The organism is Jatrophihabitans sp. (assembly GCF_036388195.1).
Lineage (GTDB): Bacteria > Actinomycetota > Actinomycetes > Mycobacteriales > Jatrophihabitantaceae > Jatrophihabitans_A.
On the sequence record NZ_DASVSG010000163.1, the window covers coordinates 1 to 16,379 of the forward strand.

General features: G+C 69.6%; 14 protein-coding genes and 1 tRNA gene. 8 read left to right on the forward strand and 7 right to left on the reverse strand.

Going from position 1 to position 16,379, the window contains the following annotated elements:
• Positions 1 to 129 (forward strand): integrase core domain-containing protein (locus VF612_RS16195; RefSeq protein ID WP_408660876.1); only part of this gene is annotated, 129 nt, incomplete at its 5' end.
• A 13-nt stretch (positions 130 to 142) separates the two neighbouring features.
• Here VF612_RS16195 and VF612_RS16200 read toward each other — a convergent pair.
• Positions 143 to 694: a helix-turn-helix domain-containing protein gene (locus VF612_RS16200; protein WP_408660884.1), complete on the reverse strand. Its 552-nt coding sequence runs from the start codon at positions 692 to 694 to the stop codon at positions 143 to 145.
• Between VF612_RS16200 and VF612_RS16205 the strand changes: the two genes are divergently transcribed.
• Positions 683 to 3,160 carry an ABC transporter gene (locus tag VF612_RS16205; RefSeq protein ID WP_408660885.1) on the forward strand — a complete coding sequence of 826 codons (2,478 nt, stop codon included), beginning with the start codon at positions 683 to 685 and terminating at the stop codon, positions 3,158 to 3,160. The two genes, VF612_RS16200 and VF612_RS16205, sit on opposite strands and share 12 nt — an antisense overlap.
• Positions 3,161 to 3,178: 18 nt before the next feature.
• Here VF612_RS16205 and VF612_RS16210 read toward each other — a convergent pair whose 3' ends face one another.
• The 3 genes from VF612_RS16210 to VF612_RS16220 all read right to left on the reverse strand — a co-directional run bounded on the left by VF612_RS16210 (position 3,179) and on the right by VF612_RS16220 (position 5,377).
• Positions 3,179 to 3,835 (reverse strand): potassium channel family protein, encoded by a 657-nt coding sequence (locus tag VF612_RS16210; RefSeq protein WP_408660938.1) that lies wholly within the window; start codon positions 3,833 to 3,835, stop codon positions 3,179 to 3,181.
• Between the two features lie 37 nt (positions 3,836 to 3,872).
• Complete coding sequence (locus VF612_RS16215; protein WP_408660886.1) at positions 3,873 to 5,237, reverse strand: TrkH family potassium uptake protein; 1,365 nt, start codon at positions 5,235 to 5,237, stop codon at positions 3,873 to 3,875.
• 57 nt (positions 5,238 to 5,294) lie between these two features.
• Positions 5,295 to 5,377 (reverse strand) — tRNA-Leu (locus tag VF612_RS16220).
• Positions 5,378 to 5,535: 158 nt separating this feature from the next.
• On the opposite strand from VF612_RS16220, the gene VF612_RS16225 reads away from it, so the two are divergent.
• From VF612_RS16225 to pknB, 6 genes are read left to right on the forward strand one after another with little or no spacing between them, the layout of a single operon-like run.
• Positions 5,536 to 6,432, forward strand: a complete 897-nt coding sequence (locus tag VF612_RS16225) for an FhaA domain-containing protein (protein ID WP_408660887.1) — start codon at positions 5,536 to 5,538, stop codon at positions 6,430 to 6,432.
• Positions 6,429 to 6,908, forward strand: coding sequence for an FHA domain-containing protein FhaB/FipA (locus VF612_RS16230; RefSeq protein ID WP_422653744.1), 480 nt, complete (start codon positions 6,429 to 6,431; stop codon positions 6,906 to 6,908). The genes VF612_RS16225 and VF612_RS16230 overlap by 4 nt, the downstream gene beginning before the upstream one ends.
• A 3-nt stretch (positions 6,909 to 6,911) precedes the next feature.
• Positions 6,912 to 8,294 carry a PP2C family protein-serine/threonine phosphatase gene (locus VF612_RS16235; protein ID WP_408660888.1) on the forward strand — a complete coding sequence of 461 codons (1,383 nt, stop codon included), beginning with the start codon at positions 6,912 to 6,914 and terminating at the stop codon, positions 8,292 to 8,294.
• A gap of 25 nt (positions 8,295 to 8,319) precedes the next feature.
• Entirely contained in the window at positions 8,320 to 9,723 is a 1,404-nt protein-coding gene (locus VF612_RS16240) for an FtsW/RodA/SpoVE family cell cycle protein (protein WP_408660889.1), read from the forward strand.
• Complete coding sequence (locus VF612_RS16245; protein ID WP_408660890.1) at positions 9,720 to 11,210, forward strand: peptidoglycan D,D-transpeptidase FtsI family protein; 1,491 nt, start codon at positions 9,720 to 9,722, stop codon at positions 11,208 to 11,210. The genes VF612_RS16240 and VF612_RS16245 overlap by 4 nt, the downstream gene beginning before the upstream one ends.
• Positions 11,211 to 11,244: 34 nt before the next feature.
• The gene (pknB, locus tag VF612_RS16250) at positions 11,245 to 13,122 is read left to right on the forward strand and encodes a Stk1 family PASTA domain-containing Ser/Thr kinase (RefSeq protein ID WP_408660891.1); all 1,878 of its coding nucleotides are present in this window, start codon (positions 11,245 to 11,247) and stop codon (positions 13,120 to 13,122) included.
• Positions 13,123 to 13,176: 54 nt separating this feature from the next.
• Here pknB and VF612_RS16255 read toward each other — a convergent pair whose 3' ends face one another.
• The 3 genes from VF612_RS16255 to VF612_RS16265 form a co-directional block, all read right to left on the reverse strand.
• Positions 13,177 to 14,622 carry an HNH endonuclease signature motif containing protein gene (locus VF612_RS16255; RefSeq protein WP_408660892.1) on the reverse strand — a complete coding sequence of 482 codons (1,446 nt, stop codon included), beginning with the start codon at positions 14,620 to 14,622 and terminating at the stop codon, positions 13,177 to 13,179.
• 168 nt (positions 14,623 to 14,790) lie between these two features.
• Positions 14,791 to 15,123 (reverse strand): DinB family protein, encoded by a 333-nt coding sequence (locus VF612_RS16260; RefSeq protein WP_408660893.1) that lies wholly within the window; start codon positions 15,121 to 15,123, stop codon positions 14,791 to 14,793.
• 42 nt (positions 15,124 to 15,165) lie between these two features.
• Positions 15,166 to 16,332, reverse strand: a complete 1,167-nt coding sequence (locus tag VF612_RS16265; RefSeq protein ID WP_408660894.1) for an acyl-CoA dehydrogenase family protein — start codon at positions 16,330 to 16,332, stop codon at positions 15,166 to 15,168.
• Positions 16,333 to 16,379 lie beyond the last annotated feature (47 nt).

Consider the following 16,379-nt stretch of genomic DNA (forward strand, 5'->3'; position numbering starts at 1 on the left):
TACCGGCAAATCTTCACCAGCAACGACCAACGCACCGCCGCCCTTGCACCCTGGCTCGAGCACTACAACACTGACCGACGCCACAGCGCACTCGCAGGGCACCCACCCGTCAGCCGGCTACCAACCTGATGGCCGAGTACACCTAGAGGCCGCCCCGCCGTCCGGCACGTACGGCGAACGCATCGAGCTGGGCGAGAATCTCGCCGGCCGCATACTTGCGGTAGCGGGCTTTGCCGCTCACCTTGGTGAGTACGCCAGCCGCCTCCAGCCGCTTGATCGCTTCCAATGCGACGGTGTCGGAGACACCCAACTGGCGCTGGAGCATGGGTGAGTCGACGACTGGCTGACTCAGCAGCAGGTCCAAGATCCGCGCTGGCGCCGACCCACGCCGGGCGCGGATCCGCTCCGCCCAACCGTCCTGGACCGCGTGCAGGTCAGCGACCAACTGCCGGCTGTTGTTGATCGCCGCGTACGAGGCGTTGGACATCATCGTCACAATCGACTCCGGGTGGGCCTGCCGGTAGTCGGTGAGCGCGCCGAAGTAGGCGTCGATGTCCGACAGCAGCCCGGCGGACACCGGCACGGTGACCTTACGGGTGAGCCCCTTTCCGCGCAGCAGGCTGTGAACCAGCGCCCGCCCCGTGCGTCCAGGGCCGCGGCAGGCTGATGCGAAGATCGACGGATGCGCGGCCATGACGATGCGGTGATCGCGGTGCACGGGGCGCGGGTGCACAACCTGCGCGACGTCGACGTCGACATCCCGCGCGACGCGTTGGTGGTGGTGACCGGCGTCTCGGGCTCGGGCAAGTCGTCGCTGGCGTTCGGCACGGTGTATGCCGAGGCGCAGGCCCGCTACCTGGAATCGGTCGCCCCGTACGCGCGCAGGCTGATCGAGCAGGTCGCCGTACCGGATGTCCGCGAGATCACCGGGTTGCCGCCGGCGGTCGCGCTGCAGCAGGCACGCGGCGTGCCCCAGTCGAGGTCGACGGTCGGCACCATCACGGCGCTGTCCAACTCGTTGCGGATGCTGTTCTCCCGGGCCGGGAGCTACCCCGCCGGCGCGGACCGGCTCGACTCCGACGCGTTCTCGCCCAATACCCCGGCCGGCGCCTGCCCGCGCTGCCACGGGCTGGGCAGGGTGCACGAGGTGACCGAGGCTTCGCTGGTGCCGGATGCGAGTTTGTCCATTCGCGACAAGGCAATCGCTGCCTGGCCGGGCGCCTGGCAGGGCAAGAACTACCGCGACATCCTGGCAACCCTCGGCTATGACATCGACCGGCCCTGGCGCGAGCTCGGTCAGGCCGAGCGCGACTGGATCCTGTTCACCGATGAGCAGCCCGTCGTCACCGTCCATGCCGAGCGAGAGGCACACCGGATCCAGCGGCCGTATCAGGGCACCTACCAGAGCGCCCGGCGCTACGTGCTGCACACCCTCGCCACCTCGCAGAGCGCGACGCTGCGCAGGAAGGCGCTGCAACACGTCGAGGTACGTCCCTGCCCGGTGTGCGGCGGCGCCGGGCTGCGGCCCGAGGCATTGGCCGTCACGGTTGCCGGCGCGAGCATCGCCGAACTCACCGCGCTGCCGCTGACGATGCTTGCGGCTCGGCTGGCCGCGGTCGGCGACGGCGAGGTCGCCCGCGGCCTGGTCGCGGACCTGCGGGCCCGCATCGAGGTGCTGACCGAGCTCGGCCTCGGCTACCTCGCGATGAACCGCGCGACCCCCACCCTGTCCTCCGGTGAGCTGCAACGGCTGCGGCTGGCGACCGCGCTGCGATCGAGCCTGTTCGGCGTCGTCTACGTCCTGGACGAGCCGTCGGCCGGGCTGCATCCCGACGACACGGCCACCCTGCTCGGCGTGCTGGGGAGGCTGCGCGCGGCCGGCAACTCGCTGCTCGTCGTCGAGCACGAGCTGGACGTGATCTCCTCCGCCGACTGGCTGGTCGATGTCGGCCCGGGCGCGGGAACGCACGGCGGCCGGGTGCTGTACAGCGGGCCGCCGGCCGGGCTCGAAGCGGCGACCGACTCGGCGACCCGTCGTTACCTGGTGGAGCCGGTGCGGCCGGACAATCGCGGTCGGACGCGCACCGGGGCGATCGAGCTGCGCGGCGTCACCCACCACAACCTGGACGGCCTCGATGTCGACATCCCCCTCGGGGTGTTCACCGCCGTCACCGGAGTGTCCGGCTCGGGCAAGACCACCCTGGTCGTCGCGGTGCTGGCATCGGCCGTCCGCGATCACCTCGGCGGCTCCGGTTCCGGCTCCCGTTCCGGCGAGGGCGCGGCGCCCGACGACGCGACCACCGACGACGAGAACGGCGACGATGACATCGACACCGCCGGAACCATCGCCCGCATCGGTGGCCTGGACGCGATCGACCGGCTGGTCGAGGTCGATCAGAAGCCGATCGGGCGCACGCCGCGGTCGAACCTCGCCACCTACACCGGCCTGTTCGACGGGGTCCGCAAGCTGTTCGCGGCCACCGACGAGGCGCGGCGGCGGGGCTACTCGGTCGGCCGGTTCTCCTTCAATGTCGAGGGCGGCCGGTGCCCGCACTGCCAGGGCGAGGGATTCGTCGCGGTGGAGCTGCTGTTCCTGCCGGGCACGTATTCGCCGTGCCCGCTCTGCCACGGCGCGCGGTACAACCCCGAGACCCTCCAGGTGCGCTACCGCGGCAAGTCGATCGCCGACGTCCTGGCGCTGACCGTGGACGCTGCCACCGGCTTCTTCGCCGACGTGCCGGGCATCGCTCGCAGCCTGGCCACCCTCGGCGAGGTCGGGCTCGGCTACCTGAGGCTCGGCCAGCCGGCGACGGAGCTGTCCGGCGGCGAGGCGCAGCGGATCAAGCTGGCCACCGAGCTGCAGCGGGCGCGGCGGGGCCATACCCTCTTCGTCCTGGACGAACCCACCACCGGCCTGCATCCGGCCGACGTCGACCAGCTGATGCGGCTGCTGCACTCACTGGTGGACGCCTCCAACACGGTGGTCGTCATCGAGCACGACATGGACGTGGTGGCCGGCGCCGACCACGTCCTAGACCTCGGACCGGGCGGCGGCGACCAGGGCGGCCGGATCGTGGCCGCCGGCGCTCCGGCCGAGGTGGCCGGCAACGCTGCCAGCCGCACCGCCCCCTACCTGCAAGCGGTGCTCGACCGGCCGTGATCGGAACGCCCGGGCCGGCTACCGCAGCTGGGCGAACCGCTCGGCCGCCGCGGTCCGGCCGGCCACGATGATGGTGTCGCCCTCCTCGAGCACGGTGTCGGCGGTGGCGTAGGTGAAGCCGGCACCCGCCCGGTGCACGGCCACGATGGTGACGTCATGGCGGGCCCGCATGCCGGTGTCACCGAGCCGCGTGCCGACCAGCTCGACCGGCGTCACCGTCTTGACCATCGCGAAGTCGTCCTCGAACTGGATGTAGTCCAGCATCGCCCCCCGCACCAGGTGGGCGACCCGCCGGCCCATGTCGTGCTCGGGGTACACCACGTGGTGGACCCCGATCTGGTCGAGAATCCGCCCGTGCGGCTCGCTGATCGCCTTGGCCCAGACGTTGGGCACCTTGAAGTTGACCAGCAGCGACCCGGTCAGGATGCTTGCCTCGATGTCGGTGCCGATCGCCACCACCGCACGGTCGAACTCGTGCACGCCGAGCTGGCGCAGCGCTTCTTCCTTGGTGGAGTCCGCGCGGACCACCTGGGTCAGCTGGCCGTTGAGTGACTGGACGATGTCCTCGTCGTCGTCGATTCCCAGCACCTCGGTGCCGGCGGCCATCAGCTCCAGCGCCAGGGCGGTGCCGAACCGGCCGAGGCCGATGACCACGACGGAGTCTGCCGCGGCCAGCCGGGAGCCGGTGCTGGACTTGCCGAGCCATGGGGTCCTAGCCAATGATGGGTCGCTCCTTCGGGAGTTCGTACAGCCTGGTGGTGCGCCGCAGCGCCAGTCCGGTTGCGAGGATGACCGGTCCGACCCTACCCAGGAACATCAGCACCACCAGGATGAGCTGGCCGGCAAGGGGCAGGTCGGGGGTGATCCCGGTGCTCATGCCCGCCGTCGTGAACGCTGCTATGACCTCGAACAGGACCTCATCGAGGGTGAACTCGGTCATGATCAGCAGCGCCAGGGTCGCGATCACCACCACCGCGACCGAGACCAGGGCGACGGTGATCGCCTGGCGGTGCACCGAGCGCGGCAGCCGCTTGCCCAGGGCGTTGACCGCGCCGTCGCCGCGCAGCTCGGTGTAGATGATGAAGAACAGCACCGCGAAGGTGGTGACCTTCAGACCCCCGGCGGTGCCTGCCGGGCCGCCGCCGATGAACATCAGCACGTCCATGCCCAACCAGGTCGCCGGATCCAGCGCGCCGATGTCGACGCTGTTGAAACCGGCGGTGCGGGCCATCGCCGACAGGAAGAATCCGGCCAGAATCCGGCCGCCGGGGCTGAGCTTGCCCAGCGTGTCGTCGTTGCTCCACTCCATCCCGGTGACGAAGGCTGCCCCGCTGACCAGCAGGATGGCCGTGGCGGCCAGCACCAGCCGGGTGTTGAGCGTCCAGAAGCGCGGGTGGGTGAGGTCCCTGCGCAGCTGGATCAGCACCGGGAAGCCGAGGCCGCCGGCGATCGAGGCCAGGGCGATCGGCAGGCAGATCCAGGGGTCGTCGACGAAGCCGATCAGGTTGTCGTCGAACAACGAGAAGCCGGCGTTGTTGAACGCCGACACCCCGTGGAACACCCCGAGCCAGATCGCCCGCGGGGCCCGCTCGTCATAGCCGAAGTAGAACCGGGCGGTCAGGGCGAGGGAGGTCACCGCCTCGAACGCCAGGGTGATGAGCACGACGTTGGCGAGCACCCTGCGGACGTCGCCGATGCCGATGCTGCGCGACTCGGCAGCTGCGGTGATGCGGGTGCGCAGGCCCATCCGCCGTGACACGAGCACGCCCAGCAGCGAGGCCAGCGTCATGATCCCGAAGCCGCCGATGGTGATGAGCACGAGGATCACCACGTGGCCGAAGGGGCTCCAGTGCGTCGCGGTGTTGACGATCAGGTGCCCGGTCAGGCATACCGCCGAGGTAGCGGTGAACAGGGCCTCTAACAAGCTGGCGTGCCCCGGTCCGGTCGTTGCCACGGGCAGCCAGAGCAGCGCGGTGCCGACCGCCGCGGCCGCGGCAAAGGCGAAGATGATGACCTGGGACGGGCCTTGTGGCCCATGTACGCGACGCCGGGTGGCTGGCTCGGCCCGGACGGTCATCCAATGATGCTAGCGACCGGCGGCGGCGGCTCGGTGATTAACCGGTGAATCTTCGGGTGGGCAAGGGGGGAGTTGAACCCCCACGTCCTTACGGACACACGGACCTGAACCGTGCGCGTCTGCCATTCCGCCACTTGCCCGAGGCGTCTTGAAAAGACGGCCCAGATTAGCACGACACCTCTGACGTCCCTGCGGGGCCCGGACGGCCGCTCGCGGATACCATCAACGGCGTACCGGCCCTCCGCAGGGCCTGCTGACCACGACGTCGACGAGCACCCCGGAGAGGAGGACCGCGACTATGAGCCTCGCCCAGCGTTTCGAACGACGGCTCGAAAGCATGGTCGGCGCGGCCTTCGCCCGGGTCTTCAAGGGCCAGGTCGAACCGGTCGAAATCGGCAACGCCCTACAGCGCGAGGTGATGGACAAGAAGGCCGTGATGGGCAACGGCCAGGTGCTGGTGCCCAACCGCTACCGGATCACCCTGGGCGCCTCGGACTACGAGCGGCTGGCGCCGTGGGAGGTCCAGCTGACCCGGTCGCTGGCCGAGCTGGTCCAGGAGTACCTCGACGACAACCGGCTGGCCACCATCGGCGACATCGAGGTCTACCTGGCCCGCGACGAGTCGCTGCACACCGGCGTCTTCGGGGTCGCCTCCCGGATGGAGCCGCAGGCCCCGCCGCGCCGCCGGCCGATGGACTCGATGTCCATGCCGTTCGTCGCCGGCCGGCCCGATGAGTACCAGCAGCCCTACACTTCACAGCCCCCGGCCCAGGCCGCCCAGCAGGCCGCGGTCGCGGTTCCACCGGTGCCGCAAGCGCCCAGCCGCCCCGCGCCGGCCGAGCCGGAGCCCACCCAGTTCTCCCCGCAGGCGCAGCCGGGGTACGCCCAGCCGCCCAGCCGCCCGGCCTACCAGCCGCGGCTGTCGGTGGACGGCACCCCCAAGGTGGCGCGCCTGAACCAGGGCAGCAACATCATCGGACGCGGCACCGGCTCGGACCTGCAGCTGATGGACCAGGGCGTCTCGCGCCGGCATGCCGACGTCCATGTGGCCGACGGGCAGACCACCGTCTATGACCTCGGCTCGACCAATGGCACCTCGGTCAACGGCCACCCGGTCCGCAGTCAGGCCTTGCAGCACGGCGACGTGATCCGGGTGGGGCACACCCGGCTGGTGTTCCACGAGGACGACTCTTGACCTCGCCGCTGGCGATCCAGCTGATGCGCTTTGCCTTTCTGGCACTGCTCTGGCTGTTCCTGTTCGGCATGATCCGGGTCATCCGGATGGAACTGCGTACCGCCGGGGCGCCCCGGGTGCCGGTGCCCACCAAGCCCAAGTCCAAGAAGGCCCGCGCCGCGGCCTCGGACGGCCGTCCCGGGCGCGGGGCGCTGTCGCAGCTGATCGTCACCGAGGGCAGCCTGGCCGGCACCCGGGTCGCGCTGACCGGCAAGCCGATCCTGATCGGCCGCGCCAACGACTCCACCCTGGTCCTGACCGACGACTACGCCTCCACCCGGCACGCCCGGATCAGCGAGAACAACGGCACCTGGTACCTGGAGGACCTGGGCTCGACCAACGGCACCTACGTCGGCCACAGCAAGGTCACCGGCCCGATGCCGCTCGAGGCCGGCGTGGTGATCCGGATCGGCAAGACCGCGATGGAACTTCGATAGCGCATGGCGTTGACCCTGAAGTACGCGGTCCGCTCGGACCGGGGGCTGGTACGCGGCAACAACGAGGACTCGGTCTACGCCGGCCCGCGGCTGCTGGCGATCGCCGACGGCATGGGCGGCCACGCGGCCGGCGAGGTGGCGTCCAAGATCGTCATCGGCACCGTCGAGAGCCTGGACGAGGACCGGCCGATCGCCGACCTGATCGGCACGCTGCGCGACACGGTGGCCGACGCGACCGCGGCGCTGGCGCACGCGGTGAACGAGAACCCGTCCCTGGAGGGGATGGGCACCACCCTCACCGCGATCCGGTTCGCCGGCACCCGGATCGCGCTGGTGCACGTCGGGGACTCCCGCGCCTACCTGCTGCGCGGTGGCCAGCTCAGCCAGATCACCCATGACGACACCTACGTCCAGTCGCTGGTGGACTCGGGCAAGCTCACCGCGGACGAGGCCTCCCACCACCCGCGCAAGTCGGTGATCCTGCGGGCGCTCAACGGCGCCGAGGTCGATCCCGACATCTCCATCCGGGAGGCCCGCAAGGGTGACCGCTATCTGCTCTGCAGCGACGGGCTGAGCGATGTGGTCACCGCGACCACCCTGCTGGAGACGCTCGCCTCCGGCTCCCCGCAGGTGTGCGCCGACCGGCTGATCGAGCTCGCCCTGCGCGGCGGCGGCCCGGACAACGTCACCTGCATCGTCGCCGACGTGGTCGATGTCTCCGAGGGCGACGACTTCCCGATCGTGGGCGGCGCGGTGACCGACCGGGTCGACACGATGGATTCGGGCTCGAACTCCCCGGCGACCCGGGCCGCGCGGATGTCGAGCCCGGACCGGGTCGAGCCACCGGTGGCCCAGCCCCGCCGGGGCAGACGGCGCCTGCTGGTCGGCGGCCTGGCTGCGCTGCTGCTGGTGGTGGCCGCGGTGAGCGGATACCTCTGGACCCAGACGCAGTACTTCGTCGGCCGGGACGGCAACGAGGTCGCGGTGTTCCGGGGCGTGAACACCCACTTCGGCCCGGTCAGCCTGTACTCGGTGATCCAGAACAGCGACCTGAAGGTCGATGACCTGACCCAGTCCGCCAGCGGGCAGGTGGTCAACGGCATCACCGCCAACAGCCGGGCCGACGCCGACGCGATCCTCAAGCGGCTGGCAGCCGAGCTGAAGCCACCGTGCCCGGTCGCCACCGCGGCGCCGTCCAGCCCGACCGCCTCGCTCAGCCGCGCCCCGACGGCGCCGGCCAGCCGCACTCCCAGCCGGGCGCCGACGGTTCCCGCCGGCCGCACCCCGAGCCGGGCGCTGACCAGGTCGCCGACGCCGTCGTCGAGCACCACCACCCTGACGGCGACCCCGTCGAACACTCCGGTGCCGGGAGTGGACTGCCGATGAACGGGTATCGCAACGAGGGCATCTCATGAGCCGGCCCAACCGGATCGCTACCCGGCGCGGCACCGAGCTGCTGTTCGTGATCGCCGCGGCGGTGATCGTGGCGTGCGCGGAGGCGTTCGTCGAGATCACCCGCAACAGCGAGTTCTCCAACCACGTGGTGACCTATCCGCTGGTGGTGCTGGCGGTCGGGCTGGCCTGCCACCTCGCGATCCGCAAGACCGCCCGGTACGCCGACCCGCTGCTGCTGCCGTGCGCCGTCCTGCTGGTCGGGCTCGGGCTGGTGATGATCCACCGGCTGGACCTGGGGCTGGCCCAGCAGGCCGCCGAGAACGACACCACCTACACCGGGGTCGCCGCGGCAAGCCAGGTGGTCTGGGCCTTCGTGGGCCTGGCGGTCTTCCTGACCGTCCTGCTGGTCATCCGGGATCACCGGATGCTGACCCGCTACGCCTACACCCTGGCGCTGGTGGGGCTGTTCCTGCTGATGCTGCCGGCGGTGCTGCCCGCCCAGTACAGCGAGGTCAACGGCGCCCGGATCTGGATCCGGATCGCGGGCTTCTCGATCCAGCCCGGTGAGATCTCCAAGATCGCGCTGACGATCTTCGCCGCGTCCTATCTGGTCGACAAGCGGGACGTGCTGTCGCTGGCCGGCCGCCGGCTGCTGGGCATCGACCTGCCGCGCGGACGCGACCTCGGGCCGGTGCTGGTGGCCTGGCTGATCAGCATCGGGGTGCTGGTGCGCAACCACGACCTGGGCACCTCGCTGATGTTCTTCGGGCTGTTCGTGGTGCTGCTCTACGTCGCCACCGAGCGGGTCAGCTGGGTGATCATCGGCGTGCTGCTGTTCGCCGGCGGGTGCGTGCTGTCCTACGAGCTCTTCGGCACCGTCCGGCAGCGGGTCACCGTGTGGTTGCACGTCTTCGACTACCTGCAGGACGAGGGCTACCAGATGAGCCAGTCGCTGTTCGGCCTGGGCACCGGCGGCCTGTTCGGGGCCGGCCTGGGCGGTGGCCGTCCGGAGCTGGTGCCGGTCGCCAAGTCCGACTTCATCCTGGCCTCCTTCGGCGAGGAGACCGGCCTGTTCGGCCTGGTCGCGATCCTGGCGCTCTACCTGGTCTTCCTCTCCCGCGGCTTCGCCACCGCACTGGCGGTCCGGGACTCGTTCGGCAAGCTGCTGGTCACCGGCCTGACGTTCTCGTTGGGCCTGCAGCTGTTCGTGGTGGCCGGCGGCATCTCGCGGTTGCTGCCCGAGACCGGCCTGACCACCCCGTTCCTGTCCTACGGCGGCTCGTCCCTGGTGGCGAACTTCGGGCTGCTGGCGCTGCTGCTGCGGGTCTCCGACGCCGCGCTCCGGCCACCGACCACGCCGCCGTCAGCGGTCACCACCGAGAGTGGCCCGGTGCCGATCACGGCGGGGGACGGCTCATGAACCGGCCGATCAGGCGGGTCGGGGTCTTCGTCGGGCTGCTGCTGCTGGCGGTGGTGGTGAACCTGAACTGGGTGCAGGTGATCAAGGCCGACCACTACCAGGACAACAGCGCGAACCGGCGCACCGTGCTCAACGAGTACAAGCGCCAGCGTGGCTCGATCGTGCTGCAGGGCTCCGGGACACCGGTTGCGGAGTCGGTGGCGACCAAGGACGCGCTGATGTACCTGCGCAAGTACTCAGGAGGCCCGGTGTACGCGCCGGTGACCGGATTCAACTCCCTGTACTACGGCAACACCGCGATCGAATCGGCCGAGGACGGGGTGCTCTCGGGCACCGATGACCGGCTGTTCGTGCAGCGGCTGACCAACCTGCTGACGGGCCGGGACACCCGCGGCGGCAACGTCCTGCTGACCATCAACAAGCAGGCCCAGGCGGCGGCCTACCAGGCGATGGGCAACCGGCGCGGGGCGGTGGTGGCGCTGGATCCGGCGACCGGGGCGATCCTGGCGGCGGTCAGCACGCCGTCCTTCGACCCGAACGCGCTGAGCTCGCACTCGGCGGAGAAGATCCAGGCCGCCTACAAGCGGTACAACGCCGATCCGGACAACCCGCTGCTGAACCGGGCGTTCGCCGTGACCTATCCGCCGGGGTCGGTGTTCAAGGTGGTGGTGGCAAGCGCCGCGCTGAAGAACGGCCGGACCCCGCAGACCCGGATCCCCGCGGTCAACTCCCTCACCCTGCCCCAGAGCCGGACCCAGCTGCGCAACTTCGCCGGCGAGCAGTGCGCCGACGGCAAGACCGACACCCTCAGCCACGCGCTGACCATCTCCTGCAACACCGCCTTCGCCCAGCTCGGCATGGATCTGGGCACCGACACCATCAAGCAGCAGTCGGCGCTGTTCGGCATCGACGACGACGGGTTCGAGGTGCCGGTGCCGGTGGCCGGATCCTCGATCGGGCCGGTCGTGGACCAGGCGTCGCTGGCCCAGTCCAGCATCGGCCAGCGCGACGTCCGGGTGACTCCGCTGCAGGCGGCGATGATCTCGGCCGCGGTGGCCAACGACGGCGAGTTGATGAAGCCCTTCCTGGTCTCGGAGGAGCAGGCGCCCAATCTCGCGGTGCTGAGCCACCCGGATCCGCAGATGCTCAACCAGGTGATGAACGCGACCCAGGCCGATCAGCTGACGGCGATGATGGTGGACGTCGTGAACAAGGGCACCGCGAAGGCCGCCCAGATCCCCGGGATCCAGGTCGCCGGCAAGACCGGCACCGCCGACAACGGCCCGCAGGATGCCGAAGGCCGCTACCTCAACCCGCCGCATGCCTGGTTCTCCGGGTTCGCGCCGGCCGACAATCCCAAGATCGCGGTGGCGGTGATCGTCGAGAACGGCGGGGTGCACGGCAGCGAGACCACCGGTGGCCTTGCCGCCGCGCCGGTGGCACAAGCTGTGATGAAGGCTTATTTGGCCGCGATAGGGGTTAGATGAGCTACGCACGGCAGCGACACAGTGAGGACGTCCGATGACGGCAGCATGGCTGATCGGTGGCCGCTACGAGATCGGGGACCTGCTCGGTTACGGCGGCATGGCCGAGGTGCACAAGGGCAAGGACGTCCGACTCGGCCGCGACGTCGCGGTGAAGGTCCTGCGGGCCGACCTGGCGCGGGATCCGTCGTTCCAGAACCGGTTCCGGCGCGAGGCGCAGGCTGCCGCCGGCCTGAACCACCCGTCGATCGTGGCGGTGTACGACACCGGCGAGGACGACGGGCCGGATGGTCATACCCCATACATCGTGATGGAGTATGTCGAGGGCCACACGCTGCGCGACGTGCTCAAGGCGCAGGGCCACCTGCCTTCTCAGCAGGCCATGGAGATCACCGCCGAGGTGTGCTCGGCGCTGGACTTCTCCCACCGTTCGGGCATCGTGCACCGTGACATCAAGCCGGGCAACGTGATGATCACCGATTCCGGGGCGATCAAGGTGATGGACTTCGGGATCGCCCGGGCGCTGGCCGACAACGCAGCGACCGTGACCGCCACCGCGGCCGTGATCGGCACGGCCCAGTACCTGTCGCCGGAGCAGGCCCGCGGGGAATCGGTCGATGCCCGCTCGGATGTCTACTCCACCGGCTGCCTGCTGTACGAGCTGCTGACCGGGCATCCGCCGTTCACCGGGGATTCGCCGGTGGCGATCGCCTACCAGCACGTCCGGGAGAATCCGCAGGTGCCGTCCTCGGTGAACCATGCGGTGCCACCGGCGCTGGATTCGATCGTGATGAAGGCGCTGGCCAAGAACCCGCTGAACCGGTACCAGACCGCCGCGGAGATGCGGGCCGACCTGCAGCGGGCGCTGAGCGGCCAGGCGGTCGAGGCCGAGGCGGTGATGACCGACGCCCAGCGGACCCAGTTCATCGCGGCGGGGGCGCGCCCGGTCGCCCGGCCCGGCGTGCTGACTCCGAACTACGACGACGATGACGACAGCGCGGCTCACCGTGGGGCGTTGATCTGGACCGCGGTGGTGCTGGCGCTGTTGCTGGTCATCGGCAGCGCCGCGCTGTACGTGCTGAGAAGGGGCAACACCCCGGACGCCCCGGTGCTGTACCAGGTGCCGGCGCTGGTCGGGTTGTCCCCGGCGGCCGCGATCGACACCCTGCGCAGCAACCACCTGATCCCGGCGGCAGGAAAGCCGGAGGGCAGCAACGGCCCGTGCAGCGCTGGTTCGGACGCGGTGCCGTTGAAGAACCCGACCAAGGGTCAGGTCTGCACCCAGAACCCGGCCGCCGGCAAGGAGGTGGCCGACGGCACCACGGTCAGCTTCACCATCTATGCCGGGCCTGCGAATGTGCTGGTGCAGCACGTTGTGGGCCTGTCCTACAGCGAGGCGCAGAAGGCGCTGGCCTCGGAGGGCCTAGTGGCGAGCCGGACCGATATCGACAGCGCGAAGCCGCCCGGCCAGGTGGTCGGCCAGGATCCGCCGGCCAACGCCTCGGTGCCGCCGGGCACCACGGTCAAGCTGCAGGTCGCCAACGGCAAGGTGAAGCTGCCCGACGTCACCAAGCTGACCGAGCAGCAGGCGAGGATGAAGCTCAACCAGCTGGGATTCACCACCATCGCGCGGTCCAACACCGCTCCGGTGCAACCCGGTTACCAGGTCGGGCAGGTGATGGCGATGGATCCGACGCCGGGCATCTTCTATGACCCGTCGACGACGATCACCCTTACCGTGGCGGTGAAGCCGATCTGCCCGACACCCACGCCGTCGGCCACCCCATCCCCCTCTGCTTCGGCGACTGGTTCGGTGACTGGTTCGGCGACCTCCTCGGCTACCCCGAGCAAGAGCACCTCGGCGTCGAGCAGCTCGCCGGCGCCGAGCTCGAACCCGTCCTGCACCCCTGGCTGAGCAGGGGTCTGGAGCAGGCCGAGGCTGGTTGAAGCGCTGCGCCAGGCAGCCCGTCTAGAAGGGTGGCGGGGCCGGTCCGGAAGCTGGGCCGGCACCCGCCCTTACCGGTTCGGGCACCGGCCATCGCTCGGGCGGGTGGGTTCGATAGTGCCGTCCGGCCGGGCTGATCCAGCGAGTGGCGCCGGTGCTCGCCTCACGCCGGACCTGCCAGCCCGCTTCAGTCTTCGCGTTGTGGTGCCTGCGATGCAACGGCTGCAGGTTGCCGGCGCTGGTGCTGCCGCGTGGGTAGGCGATGATGTGGTCGAGGTCGGACCGGCGAGCCCGGTGGGCGCAGAACGGAAAGGCGCACTCTGCGTCGCGGCCGATGACATGGTCGCTGAGGTGTTGGGGCGGGCGGTATCTGGTGGTCCCGTAGTCCAGCAGCTGGCCGCTGACCGGGTCGGTGACCAGCCGCCGCCAAGTCCCGGTCGGATCGTGGGCGAGCTGCCGGGCATAGCCCGCGGTGATCGGGCCGTAGCCATCGAGCCAGCCCGGCTCGTCGTCCTGACCGACCAGGGTCGACAGGGCGACCGTGACGTTGATGGCCGGCTGATGACCGTGCAGCGTCGGCAGATCGCCCGCGACGCCATGCAGAACCGCGCTCACCAGCGCGTCGGCCCGGAGCTGGTCCATCGTCCGGGAATCGCCGGCCGGCGCCAGCCGCGCCACGGCGTCGACCCGGTCGTACAGCAGTTGCGCCTGAGCGGCTGGGAGCAACGCCATCAGCCAGGAAGCGCCGTGGTCGGCGGACGCCAGCCGGATGTGTCGATCAGCGACCGATCGCTGGTGCTTATCCTCGGCCGAAGCAGGATCCAACTGCAGCGCGGCTCGTTTGGCGGCTCTCCTCAGCTGCACGGTGGAATGCCGGTGCGCATGCTTCAGAACCCGGGCCTCGTAGTCGGACAGGACGTCGTCCGGCAGCTCGTAGGATGCCTCGGTGATCACGGTCGCTTGGGCCATCCCGATCCGACCCTCGGCCAGCGCTAGGAAGGTGGCGGGCAGCTGACCGCACAGCTGCTCGGCGTTCTTGAGCAGGTTCTGCGCAGCCGCACCGGACAGGCCTAGCGCGCAGCCGATCTCTTCGACGCACCAGTGCTTGTCCGATGAGTCGCGTGTTGAGATAAGGCTCAGCAAGGTCGCCTGGCGTGCCGACCACCATGCTGCCTGCCGGTGCTGATCGGCCAAGGCACTGATGCGCTCGGCGGCATTCAGCGTGTGATAGTCCAATAAGGCCAACCGGGTTATTTCTGCGGCTCCAGGTTGTCTCCAGGCCAGGCCTTGCCGTACTGCCTCGGCTGCATCCGTTTCAGAATCAGCGGGATCGGCGAAGAGCAGTGCTGGGGCCGTCGGTTGTGCCCACTCGATGAGAACCAGCTCGACGGGTGGCTCGTCCGGCAGCGTGGCCTCGTCCAGCGGCGGGAGGAAGTCCCACTCGCTGAGGTCGAAGTCCGCTGCGATCATTCTTCAAGAATAGTAGAGACCACTGACAGATCCGGTCGCAATTCTGCTTTGTGGATAACCTAATTCGCCGCTCGCCGATGTGGAACGCCGATGCTTCCAGACGCGCGGATCGCCTACCCGACAGGTACGTTCGCGCTTACGGTGCGCGTCGAGGGACTCCGGCGAAGGTCAGGAACGTTCGTGCGCCTCCAGCACCGTTAGGTCCCGCACCGCATAGCGGTGGTGCTCGCACTCCTCCTTCATCACCACGTACAGGCAGACACCCACCGTGCGCGTCTCGTCGGGGTAACCGGGCGCCGGTGCACGCGTGCAGATCCGTCCGAGCTCGCTGTCGGTAAGACCGTCGACGCTGCCGCGCACCAGCGCCATCCGGTCGGCGCGCACGGCCATCACCTCCGGGTACGACGGGCGCGCGTCGAGAGCCATCCCGAGCGCCGCGCGGAACGCGTCGGTGTGGTCGCCCGCCCCCGCCGACCACCGATATGGGCCGTACTGTGCCATCGCGTCATCCTCTCCGATGTGACCCGCGGGGGCACACCCAGCTCAGTAGGACTTCGGCAATCCCAGCGAGTACTGCGCGATGAAGTTGAGCAACATCTCTTTGCTCACCGGGGCAATCCGCATCGCCCGGACCACCCCGAGCAACGCGCCGAGGCCGTACTCACTGGTCAATCCGTTGCCGCCATGGGTCTGGATCGCGGCGTCCAGGGCGTTCCAGGCGGCCTCGCCCGCCGCGTACTTGGCCATGTTCGATGCTTCTCCGGCCGCCATCGCATTGCCCGCGTCGTGCGCGCCGGCCGCCTTGTAGACCATGAGCTTGGCGAGCTCGGTCTCGATGTATGCCTTGGCCAGGGGGTGCGCGATCGCCTGGTGCGCTCCGATGGGCTGCTTCCAGACCGTGCGTTCCTTGGCGTACCGCGTCGCCTTGTCGAGCGCGAACCGGGCCGTGCCGATCGAGAACGCGGCGACGGTGATCCGCTCCGGATTCAAGCCGGCGAACAGCGCCGGCAGCGCAGCGTCCAGCGATCCGCCGATCACGTTCTCGATCGGCACCTGCACGTCGTCGAAGTAGCAGAAGAACTGCCGTTCCGGCGAGACCAGCTCCATGTCGATCGGCCGGTACTCCAAGCCCGGCGCATCAGTCGGCACCACGAACAGCGCCGGACGGATCTGACCACCGTCGCGGGAGGCCGGGGACTGGCCCACCACCAGGACGTAATCGGCCTGGTCGACGGCAGAGATGTAGTACTTGCGGCCGTTCACGGTGTAGCCACCGTCCGGCCGCTGTACCGCGCTGGTGGAGATCTTGTGCGAGTTCAGACCCGCGTCCGGCTCGGTGATCGCGAACGCCATCTTGATCGAGCCGTCGGCCATCCCTGGCAGCCACCGCTGCTTCTGCTCCTCGGTGCCGCTCTGGGCGATGATCGTGGCGCAGATCGCCGGTGAGACGACCAGCAACAGCAGCGGCGCCCCGGCGGCTGCGAGCTCCTCGCAGACGATCGCCAGCTCGGTGATGCCGGCGCCACCACCGCCATATTGCTCAGGGGTATTGACCCCGATGAAGCCCAGCTCGGCGGCCTTCTCCCACAGCTCGCTGGTCACCTCGTGCTTGCGCGCCTTGGCCAGCCAGTAGTCGGCGCCGAACTCCCGACCCAGAGCGGCGACCGCCGAGCGCAGCGCCAGCTGTTCGGTTGTTTCGGTGAAATCCACGGCGTGCTCCTCCACGGTGCGGCGGCTGCCCCGACGGTAGCCGACCG